The organism is Pseudomonas sp. PME37.24/006 (assembly GCF_055556635.1).
The window spans coordinates 949,054-965,213 of sequence record NZ_JBVHNL010000002.1 but is presented as its reverse complement, the minus strand read 5'-3'; the positions used below and the strand labels follow the sequence as shown (position 1 = coordinate 965,213).

Here is a 16,160-nt window from a genome sequence, read left to right as displayed (position 1 = left end):
GTGGCCTGCAATCACCCGCGTGCGATTTCCCCCGAGCCCGGAAACTGCGATGCTGGTACGACCGTGAAGCAGCATTGAGAACAATCATGAAGATCAGCTCGGATTTCGACAGCGGCAACATCCTCGTACAGGACGCCAGCGACCCGCACAACGTGCTGCTGGCCATGCGCAAGGATCTCAATAGCCACCATTTCCAGTGGTTTCATTTCCAGGTCGAGGGCCTGACACCTGGTGCGCGCCACGATTTCAGCATCACCAACGCCGGGCAGTCGGCCTATAGCCATGCCTGGACGGGCTACAACGCAGTGGCCTCTTACGATCAGCGCACCTGGTTCCGTGTGCCAAGCCGCTTCGAGGATGGCGCCCTGCATTTCGGCCTGGAGCCCGAGCAGGCGCAGATCTGGTTCGCCTACTTCGAGCCCTACAGCCGCGAGCGGCACAGTGACCTGATCGCTCAGGCGCTGGCCTTGCCGGGTGTCGAGCTGCATGGCAGCGGGCGCAGCATCGAGGGACGGGATATCGAGCTGCTGCGTGTGCACCGCCATCCGCAAGCGAGCCGAAAGGTGTGGATCATCGCCCAGCAGCATCCGGGTGAGCACATGGCCGAGTGGTTCATGGAGGGCATCGTTCGCCGTCTGCAGGACAGCAGCGACGTAATTCTCGAAGCGCTGCTGCAGCAGGCCGATCTCTACCTGGTGCCAAACATGAACCCGGACGGCGCCTTCCGTGGCCATCTACGCACCAACGCCGCGGGCCAGGATCTCAATCGCGCCTGGCAGTCGGCCAGCGTCGAGCGCAGCCCGGAGGTGTTCTTCGTGCAGCAGGCCATGCGTGAGGTGGGCGTGGATCTGTTTCTCGATATCCACGGGGACGAAGAAATCCCTCATGTGTTCACCGCCGGCTGCGAAGGCAATCCCGGATTCTCGCCACGGCTGGAGGCACTGGAAGATGAGTTCCGCAGCCGTCTGGTCGAGCGTGGCGCAGAGTTTCAGACACGCTTCGGTTACCCACGCAGCGCACCGGGGCAGGCCAATACCGCTTTGGCCTGCAATTCAGTAGGGCTGGAGTTCGACTGCCTGTCATTTACCCTGGAGATGCCTTTCAAGGATCACGACGACACGCCAAACCCGCTGACTGGCTGGGACGGCGAGCGCTCGATGAAGCTGGCCGGCGAGATGCTCGACGTGGTAGCAGAGATGGTCGATCGGCTGCGCTGATCAGGCATGCTCGTGCAGGGTGTCTTCCTCATCCTGCGCGGCCTGCAATTGCTGCAGGGTCTGCATCTTTTCGGCGATCTCCTTCTCGGCCGCGGCGCGCTGCTCAGGTGGCAGGCTCTCGAGCTCCTCCTCGGTCATGCCGATTTCCTTGAGGATCTTGTCGCGCATCTTCTCGGCAGGCGACATGTCCATGTAGGCCATGAACTGAGCAAGGGCACTGTCGGCGGCTGGCTTCGTGTCCGAGTTGACGCCTGGCGTGCTGCCGGACGTCTGCTGCGAATCCTCAGCGGTGCTGTACAGGTTGACCATCATCCGCGCGAAGGCTTCGTTGTAGGCCTGCTGGCTGGAGTCCGCCTGATTGCTCTTGAATCCCTTGGGCGCTGCATTGGCTTCCTGCGCTTTCTCTTGCTTGGCGAGCGACGCTTCGCTGTTTTGTTTGAAATCCAACGCTTCGACACGGCTGCGTTGCAGGGGGCTGGGCGTTCCGTAGTGGGTGAGCGAACCGATGATGCTCATGGCAGACCTCCTTGGCTTTAGGCCTTCAGAATTAGCAAGGCCTGTGCCAGCCAATTGGTTGCTGCCAATTATTTGATTATGAAAGGATTTATTTTTCATGCTGGGGCGCTTTGGGCAGACCTTTGCCGCTCACGGCAAGTCGCTGCCGCCTGTCGTAATGTCCTCAGTTCGGCAGGTCGAACAGGCCTTGCTGTTGCACTGTCGGTAATATCGGCGTGACTATGCGCGCGAGTGGCTGCCGGCTGACTTGCACGGTTGGTATGTGGGGCACACGGCTGCGTTGTACTTGCCACCAGCCTGGTAGCAGGGCGCGTACTTCGGGCAGGGTGAAGCGGTCGTCCATCAAGTGCACCACGCCACTGTCCTGCGGGGTTCGGATGACCCGGCCAGCGGCTTGCACCACCTTTTGCAGACCAGGAAACAGGTAGGTGTAGTCGTAACCGTTGGTGAACATTTCCGCCATGCGCTGCTTGATCTGCTCGTTGATCGGGTTGATCTGTGGCAGGCCCAGGGTGGCGATAAAGGCGCCAATCAGGCGGTCGCCCGGCAGGTCGATGCCTTCGCCGAAAATCCCGCCCAGCACCGCGAAGCCAATACCTCTGCCACCCGGCTCGAAACGTTCGAGAAACTGCTGACGCTGGCTTTCGTCCATTTGTCGAGCTTGTACCCAGCGCTCGATCTGCGGGTGATCGTGCTCGAAGCGTTCCAGCACTTGTTGCAGGTAGGCATAGCTGCTGAAGAACGCCAGGTAATTGCCCGGGCGTTCAGCGAACTGCTTTGCCATCAGGGCAACGATGGGTGTTATCGAGTGCTCGCGGTGTTGGTAACGGGTCGACAGATTGCTCACCGCATGCACCTGCAACTGCGTGGCCTGGAATGGTGATTCGACGTCCAGCCAGGGCGTGGCGTGTGGCAAACCGAGCAGGTCGGCGTAGTAGTCAGCCGGGCTCAGGGTGGCGGAAAACAGCGTAGTGCTGTGGCTGTTCTCGAACCGCGGGGTAAGAAAGGGCGCCGGTACGATATTGCGCAGGCACAGAGTCGAATGGCTGCGTCCGCGCAAAGGTGGTTGGCGACTGATGTCGAACAACGAGTGCGGGCCAAAGGCTTCCGCCAGGCGGCAGAAGGCCATGGCATCGAGATAGAACTGCAGCAGTTCGCCGTCGTTTCCGGTGGGCTGATCGGTCAGGTGATCGGTAATGGCACTGACCGCTTTCTGCAGGGACATGAGCAGCAAGTCTGGTGGTTGCGGATAGGTCTGGTAGTCCTCGTGCTGTTCCTTGTGCAACTGCTTCCAGTGTCGGCTGATGCGCGTCAGTACGCTACCCAAGCCCTTGGGCGCATTGCTGTGCATGGCTTCGAAGCGTGCCTGGTCGAGTTCAGCGCTGTACATGCTTCGAGCCCGTTCGATCAGGTTGTGGGCTTCGTCGACCAGCACTGTTACGCGCCATTCGTTGATCAGGGTCAGGCTGTAGAGCAGGGCGCTCATGTCGAAGTAATAGTTGTAGTCACAGACCACTACATCAGCCCAGCGGGTCAGCTCCTGGCTCAGGTAGTAGGGGCAGACCTGATGCTGGAGGGCGATATCGCGCACCGCAGCCTGATCCAGCCAGGTGCAGTCGACAGCGGCCTGGCGGGCGGCGGGCAGGCGGTCGTAGAAGCCGCGAGCCAGTGGGCAGGATTCGCCGTGACAGGCTTTGTCCGGATGCTCGCAGGCTTTGTCTCTGGCAACGTGTTCAAGCACGCGCAGTGGCAGCGCTTCGCCGCGCAGCGTTTGCAAGGCATGCAGGGCCAATCGGCGTCCCGGCGTCTTGGCGGTGAGAAAGAACAGCCGATCAATGCCCTTCTCGGGAAACGCCTTCAATTGCGGGAACAGCGTGCCGAGAGTTTTGCCGATGCCCGTGGTGGCCTGGGCCATCAGGCAGTGGCCATCGCGGGCGGCACGGTATACGGCCTCGGCCAGTTGTCGCTGGCCAAGGCGAAACTCGACGTGGGGAAAGCACAGTTCGCTCAAGGCTGTGTCACGCATCAGGCGGTGAGCCTGTTCCTGCTCGGCCCAGGTGATGAAGCGGCTGCATAGCGTCTCGAAGAACGCCTGCAGCTCCGCTGCCGTACAGGTTTCGCGCAGCACACTTTCCTTCTGGGTGAGGACGTTGAAGTACACCACCGCGAGTTCGACCTCGGCCAAGCCGCGACTCTGGCAGAGCAGCCAGCCGTAGACCCGTGCCTGGGCCCAGTGCAGTTGCCGGTGGTTGTCCGGTATACGGCTGATCTCACCGCGGTGGGTCTTTATTTCTTCCAGCAGGTTGAGGTGTGGATCGAAACCGTCAGCGCGGCCGCGCACCTGCAGCGACTGGAACTCCCCGGCCAGGGGCACTTCCGCCTCGTAGTGCGCGCCACGCCGGCTGACCACCGTGGCATGCCCAGCCATGCCTTCCTGAGCTGTGGGCGAGGGCGTGAAACGCAGGTCGAGGTCGCCGCATTTGGCGGTGAACTCGCAGAGCGCGCGCACCGCCACGCGGTAGCTCATGCTTCGGCCCATTGCACGTAGCAGACGTCCACCGGCATGTCGTGCTCGGCACAAAATGCCAGCCAGCGGCGCTGGTTATCCTGCAGCCGATCACCCGGGCCTTTGACCTCGATCATGCGGTAGCGTTTTTCCTCGGGCCAGAACTGGATCAGGTCGGGCATGCCGGCGCGATTGGCCTGGATATCACCGAGCAAGCGGCGAAACCAGGCGTGCAGATGCGCCGCCGGCAGGCAGTCCAGCGCCTGCTCCAGCAGCGTTTCGCTGAGCACACCCCAATGCACGAAGGGTGACTGGATACCGAATTTTTCGCGGTAAGTCTGGCGAATGATCTGGCGGTACCTGTCATCGTCCAGTTGCGCCAGACAGGCCGCGAACAGCGCACGACGGCGCGGGTAGAAGTCGGCTCTGAGCAGGTCTGCCGGGCCGTGCTGGAACGGGTGGAAGAACGCACCAGGCAGTGCTGAGAAGATCGCCGGCCAGCAAAGTAGGCCGAACAGGCTGCAAATCAGTGTGTTCTCGACGTAATGCACGGGTGCTTCGCTACGCTGCAGGTGCATCTGCACGAGTTGTTCCACTGCTAACAACGGCAGCTTGGGCAGTTGCAGATCAAGACGAGCAGGTGTGGGCGCTTTGGTGCGTTTCTGCGCAGGCAGACCCAGCTGCCGGGTCAGGCGCACCAGTGCCCGTTCGGCCAATTGCAGTTCGCCGTCGCTGTTCGGTGTGGTGATGGCCAAGCTGGCCAACTCGAAGGCCTCCGTGTAGCGCAAGGTGCGTTCCAGTACGCGAATCTGCCGCTGTCGTGCTGCGCCATAACCGCTGCTGGCGTATACCTGCAAGGCCAGTTCGAACTCGGCGCAACGCTCCAGGTGCTGACCGATGCGAAACAGCAACTTGGCGCGCCGTTCGGCAATGTAGGGATTTTCGTAGTGGCGAGTGTCGATGCGTTCGAGTAACTCGGTACTCGCATTTCCGGCCTCGAATACTTCACGACAGCGCTGCAGATGCAGGTAATCGTCGACATCCTCGCGACAGCGCAGCGCTCGTGAGTCAGGCGGGAAGTCGACGCTTTCGTAGCGCAAGATACCCAGGTCAGCGAGCACGAACTCCGACCACTCCTGATGCAGATTGCCGAAGAACATCAACCGCAGCCGCTCGCTCAGATCGTCGATGGTCAGACTGTAGAGCGCATCGTCGAGTGTTGGGCACCACGCAACGAATGACTGAGCGTCGTCGAATTGCGCGGCGAGTTGCTCCAGCAGGTCGCCTTTGCGGGCGCGGCGGTCGATGAGCCGTGCGGCGAAGCAGTCAATAATCTCGTCCTTGCGCAGCAGCGTCAGCAGTTCATCTATCTGCAGCGCCGCATCATCGACTACCCAGCCGTTGGCAACGAGCGTCAAGGCGGCCTTGCGGCTGCAGCCAATTTCTTCGTAGTTCAGCTTGCTGGCGCGAAAATGCACGCCTTTGCGCATGATCATGCGTACCAGCAGGGCTTGTGCCGGGACGTTGAGCGTACTGAAAGCGTGCAAAAACGCATGCTCACGAGCGTTCAGCAGATCGGCATGGCGTTCGCCAATCCACGTCAGGGCCTTGTGAAAGTTATGCAGGTAGTAGAAACGCGTATCGCTGGAAAATGGCATGAGACAGTGCTGGGTACTGGTTTTATATACAGATATCAGGCCGCTCGTCATCTGGCAATGAGCAAGGGATAGGCGGGCAGCACGTCGCGCTGTCGCTTGGTGCCGATAGCGGACTACACTGCTGCACCTCCATCGCCGCTTGAGCGGGCCATCATGAACAGCCAGTTAGCCCCACTTTCTGCGGGTACGTTGACCGAGCGCCATTACGAGATGCTGGTTCAGGCCGTTGCCGACTATGCGATCTTCATGCTGAGTCCGGAAGGCTGCATCGTTTCCTGGAATGCCGGTGCTGCGCGTATCAAGGGCTACGACGCCACTGAGGTGATCGGCCAACACCTGTCGATCTTTTATTCCGACGAAGACCGGCATGAGCGCAAACCCTGGCAGCTTATCGAGCGGGCGCTGCGCGATGGGCGATCTCAGGATGAGGGTTGGCGTGTGCGCAAGGATGGCACACGTTTCTGGGCGCTGGTGGCGATTGAAGTGATTCGCAATGAAGAGGGCGTGGTCATCGGGCTGGCCAAAATCACCCGCGATATCACGGATCGCCACGAGGCAGACTTGCGCTATGACGCCCTGCGCGCCCAGCTATTTCAGGCGCAGAAACTCGAAGCGCTGGGCCAGTTGAGTGGTGGCATGGCCCACGATTTCAATAACCTGCTAACGATCATCCTCAGTGCTGCCAAGCTGGCTAGCCGCGCCAGCAACCCGGAGCGCTTGGCAAGCCTGCTCGCCAGTATTCAGAACGCTGGCGAGCGTGGCGCGCAGATGACGCGTAATCTGCTGACCTTCGCTCGCTGCGAACAGATGCCGAGCCGCCTGGTCAACCTCAATGAGTTGCTTGATACCGCTCATACGTTCATGAACCAGGCGCTGCCCAAAGGGATGAGCCTGGAAATGCAATACGCCCCAGACTTGCATCGTGTCGAACTCGACCCGAGTCAGTTGGAAATGGCGCTGCTTAACCTTATCCTCAATGCCCGGGATGCTATGCACGGCGTGGGTATCATCCGGTTGCACGCTGAGAACCGCACACTCGCTGGGGAGTTCGACGATCTGCGCGGAGAGTTCGTGTTGATTTCGGTCATTGACCAGGGCATTGGTATCGATCCAGCCATTCGCTCGCGGCTTTTCGAGCCGTTTTTCACCACCAAGGACGTAGGCAAGGGGACTGGGTTGGGGCTCAGTCAGGTTTATGGCTTTGCCCGGCATGCAGGCGGCGGCGTGCACGTCGAGAGCGCGGCAGGGCAGGGTGCTACCATGATTCTCTGCTTGCCGACGGCTGTCGGGGAATCAGCAGGTGCTCGGACATGAACATGCTAGTATCCGCGAGTCGCTTTTCCCATCAGCGTGTTAATCCGTAGGAAAAGCATATTCAAGCGTGGGCTTTTACTGCGTATTTTCGACTGAGGCAGGCCAGAACTTGGAACAGCTACAACGCCTTAAAAGTGGGATCGATGGGCTAGACGCTTTACTGAAGGGCGGTCTGGTCGCAGGTGCATCCTACATCGTTCAAGGACGCCCCGGCTCGGGCAAAACCATCCTGGCGAACCAGATAGCGTTCAATCATGTGCGCGATGGTGGCCGCGTGTTGGTGGCCACCTTGCTGGCCGAATCCCATGAAAGGCTTTTTCAATTCCTTTCGACGATGACCTTCTTCGACCCGGCCAAGGTCGGTGCGGAAATCCAGTTCGTCAGTGCTTTCGACACCTTGGAGAATGAGGGCCTCGATGAGGTCGTCAAGTTGCTGCGCCGTGAAATCAGCCGCCAGAAGGCCACGCTGCTCATCGTCGATGGTCTGCTGAATGCCCGCTCCAAAGCGGAGAATCAGATCGACACCAAGAAATTCATTGCCGAGCTGCAGGGGCACGCCGCTTTTGCGGGTTGCACCGTGCTGTTCCTGACCAGTTCTCGCCTGGACGATGGCAGCCCCGAGCACACCATGGTCGATGGCGTGATCGAGCTCGGTGAGGAACTCTTTGGCGCGCGCTCTGTACGCCGCATTCACTTGCGCAAGACCCGCGGCAGCGGTGCGCTGTCCGGGCTGCACGAGTGCGAAATCACCGACGACGGGCTGGTTGTTCACCCGCGTCTGGAAAGCCTGTACAGCAAACCGATGCAGGACGATATCGACACGCTGGCTCGCATTACCAGCGGGATTCCAAGCCTCGATAAGCTGATCGGCGGTGGTCTTTCGGAGTCCTCGGTTACCTTGGTCATGGGGCCGTCTGGTGTCGGCAAGACTACGCTGGGGCTGAATTTTCTCGCGCAGTCCACGGTGGAAATGCCAGGCCTGCATTTCGGCTTTTACGAAACGCCGCAGCGCCTGCGCATCAAAGCCGAAGCTATTGGCCTTGACCTGCGGTCACTGGAAGAAAGTGGCGCGTTGCACATCATGTGGCAGCCAACCACCGAGGGACTGCTTGACGGTCTCGGTGCACGGGTCATCAAGGCAGTCAAAGAGAAAGGTATAAAACGCCTGCATATTGACAGTCTCGGCGGCATGGCACGCGTGGCCACTAGCAGCGCACGCCTGATCGAATTTTTCAGTGCGCTGATGAGCCAACTGCGCTCTATGGGCGTCACCGTGTTCGCTACCTGGGAGATGCGTGACCTGTTTGCGGCTGAGATCAATGCGCCAGCTCCGGAGCTGTCGAGCATTGTCGATAATCTGGTGCTGATGCGTTTCGTGGAAAAGGACGCTGAACTAAAGCGGCTTTTTTCCATACTTAAGATGAGGGACAGTTATTACGATTCCTCACTCTTGGAAGTGGTGATCAGCGATCATGGTATTGAACTCAGCAAGGCATTCAAAAACCAGGCAGGCGCTTTGTCAGGTAACGCCGTTCCGGCGCAGGACGCCTGAGCCATGCGTGCCTGACCGAGCCTATTGATTATGACAACCATCCTGATAGTCGATGATGAATACCTGATCGCGGATATTCTCGGCTATGCCATGGAAGATGAAGGCTACATGGTGGTGAAGGCGAGCAATGGCCGTAGAGGGCTGGAAGTGCTCGACCGTGAACGCCCTGAGCTGGTCATTACGGATTTCATGATGCCAGTCATGGATGGTCTTGAGTTCGCCCGTGCGATACGGGCGAGGCCTACGTCGGCTGATCTGCCGATCATCCTGATGAGCGGTGCTCAAGGCAGTGTCGGCCGAGCCAGCCCTGAGCTGTTTGCTGCAGTATTCGACAAACCCTTCGATATCAATCAGGTCATCGCCAAGGTGAAGGAACTCATCGGCTCGAACTGATTGATCGCGCCATCGTTTTGCCCCCATTCCCGCTTCGCTGGTTTCCCTCCTTCTCTCTTTTCTATTTCTGGAACGCCTGTGCCTGGGCGAATGTCGAACCCCATGTATACGCCACTGTCGCTGTAAGGCGCCTGAGGCAGTCTGTTGTGTCGAGAGTAGGTATCCATGGATGAGGTCGTAGTACGGGCGCCCGTTGACGCCCGGTGGTGGGATGCCAAATTGGCTGTTTTCCTATTTGCGTGGAAGGCGGCCCATGGTGGTTCGGCAGCTTCATACGGACGTTTGCGAGTGCATGCTGCCAGCGCGCTCCGGTACCGGGGCGCGGTCATGATTCGCAGGTGGTGCCCAGCATGCGCGTATTGATCTGCAGTGACGAGGCGAGCCGGTTGCTACCGCTGCTTTCACCTTTGGGGTTGACCTTCGAGTTGTGCGAAAGCTTTGCCATGTTGCTCGATGCCCTGGCTGGCAACGCCGATGCTGTCTTGATCGCCGAAGAGATGTTGGCGGGCCAGGATGAGTTGGCACACGCCAGGCTTTTCCAATCGTCGCTTCCGCTTATCCTGCTTGGTGCTGCCACAGTACAAGAGCCGCCTGCAGCACTCAGTGGCCGCGGTGTCGTCGTGCTGGAGCGCCCTTTCACGTCGCGCTCACTGTGCAGTTGCCTGATGGCACTACTCAAACGTTCGCCAAGCGGCGTTGTGGAGGCTCATCGCAGCGAGTGCGAGTTGGCGTTGCTGCAAAGTCAGAAGATGGATGCCGTTGGAGCGTTGACCGGCGGTATTGCACATGACTTCAACAATGCGCTTACTGGCATCATCGGCGCGCTCGATATCATGAAACGCCGTGTTGCCAATGGTCGGCTCGAAGGGATAGAGCGCTTTATCGAGGCCGCCAGCGTTTCTGCGGATCGGGCCAGTGCGCTGACCCAGCGGCTGCTTACCTTTTCTCACCGACAGCCACTGGAGGCCAGGCCAGTTGATGTGGCTCCCCTTCTCGAATCGCTGGAGCTGCTGATCGGGCGCACGATCAGTAAAGGTACTTCGCTGCAGGTCGATTATCAGCACGGTACGGTGCGGGTTCTGGTGGATGCTCGGCAGCTGGAAAGCGCAATTCTCAACCTTGCCGTCAACGCCCGTGATGCCATGCCCAATGGCGGGCAAATACGGCTGCACACATCACTGATCAGCCTGGCACGGCAAGAGATGACGGCCTTGCCGGATCTGCTGCCAGGTGATTATCTGCTGATCGCCTTTTCCGATACCGGCTCTGGCATCAGCAGCGAGACGCTGGAGAAGGTTTTCGATCCGTTCTTTACCACCAAGTCCGCCGGGCAGGGCAGTGGCCTGGGCTTGCCCATGGTGCATGGGTTCGCGCGACAGAGCGGTGGGCAGGTCACCATTCACAGTGAGCCTGGTATTGGTACCACGGTGCGCCTGTACTTACCCCTCGCCGCTGGCGAACACGCTCCCGATGCCAATCTGCTACCCGAGCGTGCGTTGGGCCATCGTGTTCTGCTGGTTGAAAGCGATTCGGCAGTACGGCTGCTGGTGTCCGAGGTGTTAGCAGGGAGACGCTGTGAAATCGTCAACGCTGCCGAACCTCAGGCGGCTATCGACTTGCTCGCGTCCAGCGCGTCGTTCGACCTGCTGGTCTCGGATATCAGCCTGCCAGGTATCACGGGTTTGCAGCTCGCCGATCTAGCGCAGCAGTGCAGGCCTGGCTTGCCTGTATTGCTGATAGCTGGAGATGCCGATACCGAGCCGCTTGCCTCGTTACCTGGCCTCAAGAGCATCAATAAACCCTTCTCCATGCGAGAGCTGAGCGAAACCATCGACGACATGCTGCCGTCGAGGCCATGACGCTTTTTCTTGGTGCTTCCCGTCTGCCAGAGCCCGGTGTAGGTGCGTTTGCGTCAAGGGCAACGGCCTTCCGGCAACTTTTTCCCTCGATAGCATCCTGCTGCGGAATCAAAGCGTTGCTCCGTAGTCCTAAACCCTGACAACGAAAAGGCGGTAGCCCATATCGCCACCTCCAGCCTCTTGAAGTGCTGGTCTGGACGTCGATCCGTTTGCAGTACCAATGCCATTTTTCCTGCGTGCTGCTGTTGAGCGGGCAGAGAGATTTGGTGATTGCGTTAGAGAAGGGATGCTGCTGTATGCGCCAGCCATGACGGGCTTCTGGTGGCGTGCAGGCGCTTGCGGTTGGGCCGATAACTGCCTGCGTCTATCAATTCAATGTCGCCGTACCACTATGGCGATTGTGGGGGAGATATTAACCATTGAACGGTAATCACAGCCTATGAAAATGTTGAAGGAATCCCTCAAGAAGGTATTGCCCCGCGACAGCATCGACAACCTGAAAGGGATGCAGAAAAAGCTCTCCATGAGCTGGATTCGCGCACTCTCACGGTCTGCCACGCTGCGCCGCTTCCACTATTCGTTCTTCTCGTCGGCGTTCGACCGTGAGGCTTACGCGGTGGTGGTCGGTCACCTGCAGCACGAGGAAAACCTGTCCGGCGCCGAGCCGGTCAACTACTTCCTGCGTCGTGCCGTGCACCGTATCGAGAAGGGGTTGATCATGCAGCCCAGGCGCGAAGTGTTCGCCCTGGATTACATCGGCGATACGGTCGACAGCTACATCGCCTCGCTCAACGGCAATGTGGATCGTGACGAAGTCAGCTGGGCTCACGATGTGCTCGCCGAATACTTCACCGTGACCGGTGATCATCCGGTGATCAACCGAGCTCGCGAGAAATTCGCCCGCTTCGAGCGCCCGGTCAGTTCGCCAGGCAGCCTGCGCAACCCTGACACCGAGCGCGTGCCGTTCGCCGCTGACGTCAGCACGCCAAGCGTGGATTACACCGCCATGCGCCAGCTGTCGATGAAGCGCCGCTCGGTGCGCTGGTATCAGGATCGCCCGGTACCGCGCGACGTGATCGACAAGGCCGTTGAAGTTGCCGTGCAGTCGCCGAGCGCCTGCAATCGCCAGCCGTATCGCTTCCTGATCTTCGATGATGCGGCTTCCGTGGCACAGGCTTCGCGCTTGCCGATGGGTGTTGCCGGTTTCGATCACAACTTCCCGGCCATCGTCGCCGTGGTTGGCCGCCTGCGTGCCTACCCGCACGTTCGTGATCGCCATGTGATCTATATCGACGGCGCACTGGCTGCGATGTCCTTCATGTTCGCGCTGGAGACACAGGGCGTGTCGTCCTGCTCGATCAACTGGCCGGACATTCCCGAGCGCGAGCAGGCCGCCGCCAAGCTGCTCAAACTCGACCCGGACGAACGCATCGTCATGTTCATTTCCCTGGGTTATGCCGCGGACACCGGCCTGGTGCCGTATTCGCAGAAGCTGTCGCTGGATGAAGCCCGCAGCTACGGGCACCTGGAGACGTCCAGCCGATGAGTGCCGCGCGTGTCCAGGAGGGCATGAAGTACCTCCTCAACTCTGGCTGGATGCTGGCCGAGAAGTTCTTGATGCTGGCCATCGGCCTGGCGACTACCGTGGTACTGGCTCGTTATCTGGGCCCCGAGGATTTCGGTTACCTCAACTATGCACTCGCGCTGCTGGGCCTGCTCAGCATCGTGGTGCACCTGGGGCTGACCGGCCTGGTGGTCAAGGAGCTGCGCAGCAACCCGGAAAACGAAGACCAGATTCTCTCGACGGTATTCATGATCAAGGTGGGCTGCTCGGTGTTCGCCTTCGCGATCATGATGGGCACCTACCTGATCGGCAACGACCAGAATTTCCTGGTGCTGCTGTTCACCGCCCTGGCGCTGTTCTTCACGCCGTTCGAGATGCTCATCGACTGGTTCCAGGCGCGGGTGCAGGCCAAGTATGCCGCCGTGGCAGGGTTCGTCGGGCAGCTTGGTGGCAACGGCCTGAAGATGATCCTGGCCATCGCCGGTGCCGGCCTGGTGTATATCGCCCTGGCCCACGTGGTGGTGGTGATGGTCACCTCGGCGATCCTGGTCTGCTATGCGGTGATGCTCAAGCGCGAGTTCCGCTTCGACTTTTCCTGGACGCTGGGCAAGACCCTGCTCAAGAAAAGCCTGCTGATCTTCCTCGGTTCGCTGTCGGCGGTGATCTACCTGAAGGTCGATCAGATCATGCTGCAGTACATGCTCGGCGAGTATTCAGTGGGTGTGTATTCGGCGGCTTCGCGGCTGTCGGAAGCCTGGTACCTGATCCCGACCATCCTCATGGCGTCGGTCTTCCCAAAGATGATCGATCTCAGCAAGACCGATACGGCTGGCTACAACCGCTTCATGCAGGTCGCGCTGGATGTGCTGTTCTTCATGGCGTTCGGCCTGGCGGTAGTGGTGTTCTTCCTCTCCGACTGGATCGTCCTGACGCTTTACGGCGAGCAGTACGCTGATGCCGGGCCGGTGCTGGCGATCCATATCTTCGCGGCGACCTTCGTGTTCATGCGCGCGCTGTTCAGCAAGTGGATCATCATCGAAGAGGCCTTCATCTTTTCCCTGGTCACTCAGGGCCTGGGGGCGGTGAGCAACATCGTGCTCAATTACTTCCTCATCCAGAGCCACGGTGTCGTCGGTTCCGCCTGGGCGACGCTGATTTCCTATTCCATCGCCGGTTACGTGAGCCTGCTGCTGTCACGCAGGACGCGACCGCTGTTCATCATGATGACCAAGAGTATTTTCCTGCACGTGTTCATTAGCGTGCCCCAGTTGATTCGTGAATTCAGGAGAACGTGATATGTACGTCGAGATTCGCAAAGCCGGTTTCGTCAACAAGGGGGCTGCACTGATGCTGCACGCTGCCCTGCAGCAGGTACAGAAGAATCTTCCTGCCGCCAAGGTGGTGATGGAGCCTGGCCGCGCCAAGAGCCCTTATCCCTACGTCAACCGTGCATCCCTGGGCCTGTATCAGAAAGCCTGGCTGTGGCGCGCCGGCATCCCCTTCGGCGACCTGGCGGCGTTGGTGCCGGCCGGTATTCGCGAGCAGTACGGTGTGGTGCTCGACAAGGAAGTGAACGTGGTACTGGACGCCGCTGGCTTCGCTTACAGCGATCAGTGGGGCCCGGATCTGTCCGAGGAATTGGCGCGCTCCAGCAAGCGCTGGAAGAAGCAGGGCTCGAAAGTGATCCTGCTGCCCCAGGCATTCGGCCCGTTCCGCGATCAGAAGAGCAAGGATGCGGTCAGGGCGTTCCTCGACAACTGTGATCTGGTTTTCGCCCGCGAACAGGTCTCTTACGACTATCTCACCGAGGTGGTTGGCGAACGTGACAACATCAAAATAGCGCCCGATTTCACCAACCTGATCACCGGTACCTTGCCGGCCTATTTCGATCCTGAAATTCATCAGGTCTGCGTAGTGCCCAACTGCCGCATGCTCGACAAGACCGGTGACAGCGTCGCCAAGGGCTATGTGCCGTTCCTGCAGCGCGCTACCAAAATGCTGGTGGAGCGTGGCGCCAAGCCGTTCCTGCTGATCCACGAAGGCGAGGGCGATGCCCGGGTGGCCGAGCAGGTATCGCAAGCGGTCGGTGGCTTGCCGATCCTGCGTGAGACCGATCCGCTGGCCATCAAGGGCATCCTCGGCGCCTGTCGCGGCACCTTGGGTAGTCGCTTCCATGGTCTGGTCAGTTCGCTGTCGCAAGGGGTACCGTCGTTGGCTACTGGCTGGAGCCACAAGTACCAGATGCTGTTCGCCGACTACGGTTTTGCCGAAGGCGTGCTGAATATCAATTTGACTGACGAGGAGCTTTCCAGTGCTCTCGATTACCTGACCGACCCTGCGCAGATGCAGGCGCTCTCGAGCCGTTTGCAGGCGCATTCCGCGGAACTGAAGACGCGTACTCAAGCCATGTGGGATGAAGTGTTTGCGTTGATCGGACAGAGCCACAGCGTGCGTAGCGAGAAGCCGCTAGCTGTGGCAGCGGGGCGCTAAGGCGCCTGCTTGCGGGTGACCCTCCATGGGTAGCGTTTATTGCGCCTGGTGGGTTACGCGGCGCGCTGAGTGAGCGGTGCCTGCCAATGCGTAGCTATGGCGCCACTCACCCACCCTACGGGTTGTGCAGCAACGAAAAACGCCCCGGTTGATCACTCAACCGGGGCGTTTTCGTTTCAGCGCTGGCGTCAGGACTTGCGGTCGTAGGCGCCTTGTTCGCTAACCACAACCTTGCGGTCTATACCGTTACGCATGATGTAGTAGAAGAACCGTGGGATGCCGATTATGTAACGGCTGAACAGGCGGCGCGGCTCCATCAGCAGGCGGTACGCCCACTCCATACCGACCTTGCGAACCACCGCTGGCGCACGGCTGAAGCGTTGTGCCGCGAAGTCGAGGATCGCGCCCCCACAGATCATCAGGGCAGGGCGGCCGAGGTCACGCTGCAGGCTCACGGCGACTTCTTCCTGGCGAGGCATGCCCATGCCCATCACGATAAGCGGGATTTTTTCCGGTTGCAGGTGCTCTCGGACGAATTCGAGGTAGCGCTCGGTCGGCTGGAAACCGTCGATTGCGTAAAACTTGCGATCGCCGAACAGCGCGCTGGCGCCCAGGTTGACCCACGGCTCGCTGGTGCCCATGGCGAACAGCTGGTAGCTGTCGCTGTGCTCACTTTCGAGCAGGTGGGTGATCAGGCTGGGAATGAAATCGGTGCCGTTGAGGTTGGCGCCTGGCGCCAGGCCGTTGAGCGAGCAGGCCAGTTTGACGCCGATACCGTCGCGCAACAGGTAGTTGACCTTCAGGAAGTGACGGCGTGCTTCCGTGTCGTTCTGGACGATGTTGTAGCCGTGCTGATTGAGGAAGCCGAGGATGGTCGGCTTCTTCGGCGTGCTCAGTTCGTCGAGCAGCGGGGTCACGTCATCTTCTTCCAACAACTTCAGTTTGTGGATCAAAGGATCGTGCAGTTTGAGTTGAGAAGTTTTCACAGGCGAGCCTCATTGTCGGAAAGGAATGGAGTTATCCGGTATCTGTTCACTTGGGCTTCGCGCTTTGCTTGTTTTTATAAATATCCATTTTTTCAGCGAAATGAA

At 59.6% G+C, this 16,160-nt stretch carries 12 protein-coding genes; 8 read left to right on the top strand and 4 right to left on the bottom strand.

From position 1 onward, the window contains the following. Positions 1–86: 86 nt before the first annotated feature. On the top strand, positions 87–1,217 hold the full coding sequence (locus tag ACZ3GY_RS10040) for a M14 family metallopeptidase (RefSeq protein WP_465909890.1): 1,131 nt from the start codon (positions 87–89) through the stop codon (positions 1,215–1,217). Here the strand turns inward: ACZ3GY_RS10040 and ACZ3GY_RS10035 are convergent, their stop codons facing one another. The 3 genes from ACZ3GY_RS10035 to ACZ3GY_RS10025 all read right to left on the bottom strand — a co-directional run bounded on the left by ACZ3GY_RS10035 (position 1,218) and on the right by ACZ3GY_RS10025 (position 5,897). Beyond that, positions 1,218–1,733 carry a hypothetical protein gene (locus ACZ3GY_RS10035; protein ID WP_465909889.1) on the bottom strand — a complete coding sequence of 172 codons (516 nt, stop codon included), beginning with the start codon at positions 1,731–1,733 and terminating at the stop codon, positions 1,218–1,220. Between the two features lie 163 nt (positions 1,734–1,896). Then, positions 1,897–4,260, bottom strand: coding sequence for an ATP-dependent DNA helicase (locus ACZ3GY_RS10030; protein ID WP_465909888.1), 2,364 nt, complete (start codon positions 4,258–4,260; stop codon positions 1,897–1,899). Then, the gene (locus ACZ3GY_RS10025; RefSeq protein WP_465909887.1) at positions 4,257–5,897 is read right to left on the bottom strand and encodes a VRR-NUC domain-containing protein; all 1,641 of its coding nucleotides are present in this window, start codon (positions 5,895–5,897) and stop codon (positions 4,257–4,259) included. Before ACZ3GY_RS10025 ends, ACZ3GY_RS10030 begins: the two co-directional genes overlap by 4 nt. 153 nt (positions 5,898–6,050) lie before the next feature. Between ACZ3GY_RS10025 and ACZ3GY_RS10020 the strand changes: the two genes are divergently transcribed. The 7 genes from ACZ3GY_RS10020 to ACZ3GY_RS09990 all read left to right on the top strand — a co-directional run bounded on the left by ACZ3GY_RS10020 (position 6,051) and on the right by ACZ3GY_RS09990 (position 15,069). Then, positions 6,051–7,211 carry a two-component system sensor histidine kinase NtrB gene (locus tag ACZ3GY_RS10020; protein WP_465909886.1) on the top strand — a complete coding sequence of 387 codons (1,161 nt, stop codon included), beginning with the start codon at positions 6,051–6,053 and terminating at the stop codon, positions 7,209–7,211. Between the two features lie 109 nt (positions 7,212–7,320). Then, positions 7,321–8,763, top strand: a complete 1,443-nt coding sequence (locus ACZ3GY_RS10015) for an ATPase domain-containing protein (RefSeq protein ID WP_463566038.1) — start codon at positions 7,321–7,323, stop codon at positions 8,761–8,763. 30 nt (positions 8,764–8,793) lie between these two features. Next, on the top strand, positions 8,794–9,156 hold the full coding sequence (locus ACZ3GY_RS10010) for a response regulator (RefSeq protein ID WP_465909885.1): 363 nt from the start codon (positions 8,794–8,796) through the stop codon (positions 9,154–9,156). A gap of 350 nt (positions 9,157–9,506) precedes the next feature. After that, positions 9,507–11,015, top strand: coding sequence for an ATP-binding protein (locus ACZ3GY_RS10005; RefSeq protein WP_465909884.1), 1,509 nt, complete (start codon positions 9,507–9,509; stop codon positions 11,013–11,015). A gap of 439 nt (positions 11,016–11,454) precedes the next feature. Further along, positions 11,455–12,561 (top strand): nitroreductase family protein, encoded by a 1,107-nt coding sequence (locus ACZ3GY_RS10000; protein WP_463564382.1) that lies wholly within the window; start codon positions 11,455–11,457, stop codon positions 12,559–12,561. Next, positions 12,558–13,874: a flippase gene (locus ACZ3GY_RS09995; protein ID WP_463564383.1), complete on the top strand. Its 1,317-nt coding sequence runs from the start codon at positions 12,558–12,560 to the stop codon at positions 13,872–13,874. The genes ACZ3GY_RS10000 and ACZ3GY_RS09995 overlap by 4 nt, the downstream gene beginning before the upstream one ends. Position 13,875: 1 nt before the next feature. Continuing rightward, a complete protein-coding gene (locus tag ACZ3GY_RS09990) occupies positions 13,876–15,069 on the top strand; it encodes a polysaccharide pyruvyl transferase family protein (RefSeq protein WP_463564384.1) in 1,194 nt (397 codons plus the stop codon). Positions 15,070–15,257: 188 nt separating this feature from the next. On the opposite strand, the gene ACZ3GY_RS09985 is transcribed toward ACZ3GY_RS09990, so the two are convergent. After that, positions 15,258–16,055, bottom strand: coding sequence for a WecB/TagA/CpsF family glycosyltransferase (locus tag ACZ3GY_RS09985; protein ID WP_463564385.1), 798 nt, complete (start codon positions 16,053–16,055; stop codon positions 15,258–15,260). Positions 16,056–16,160 lie beyond the last annotated feature (105 nt).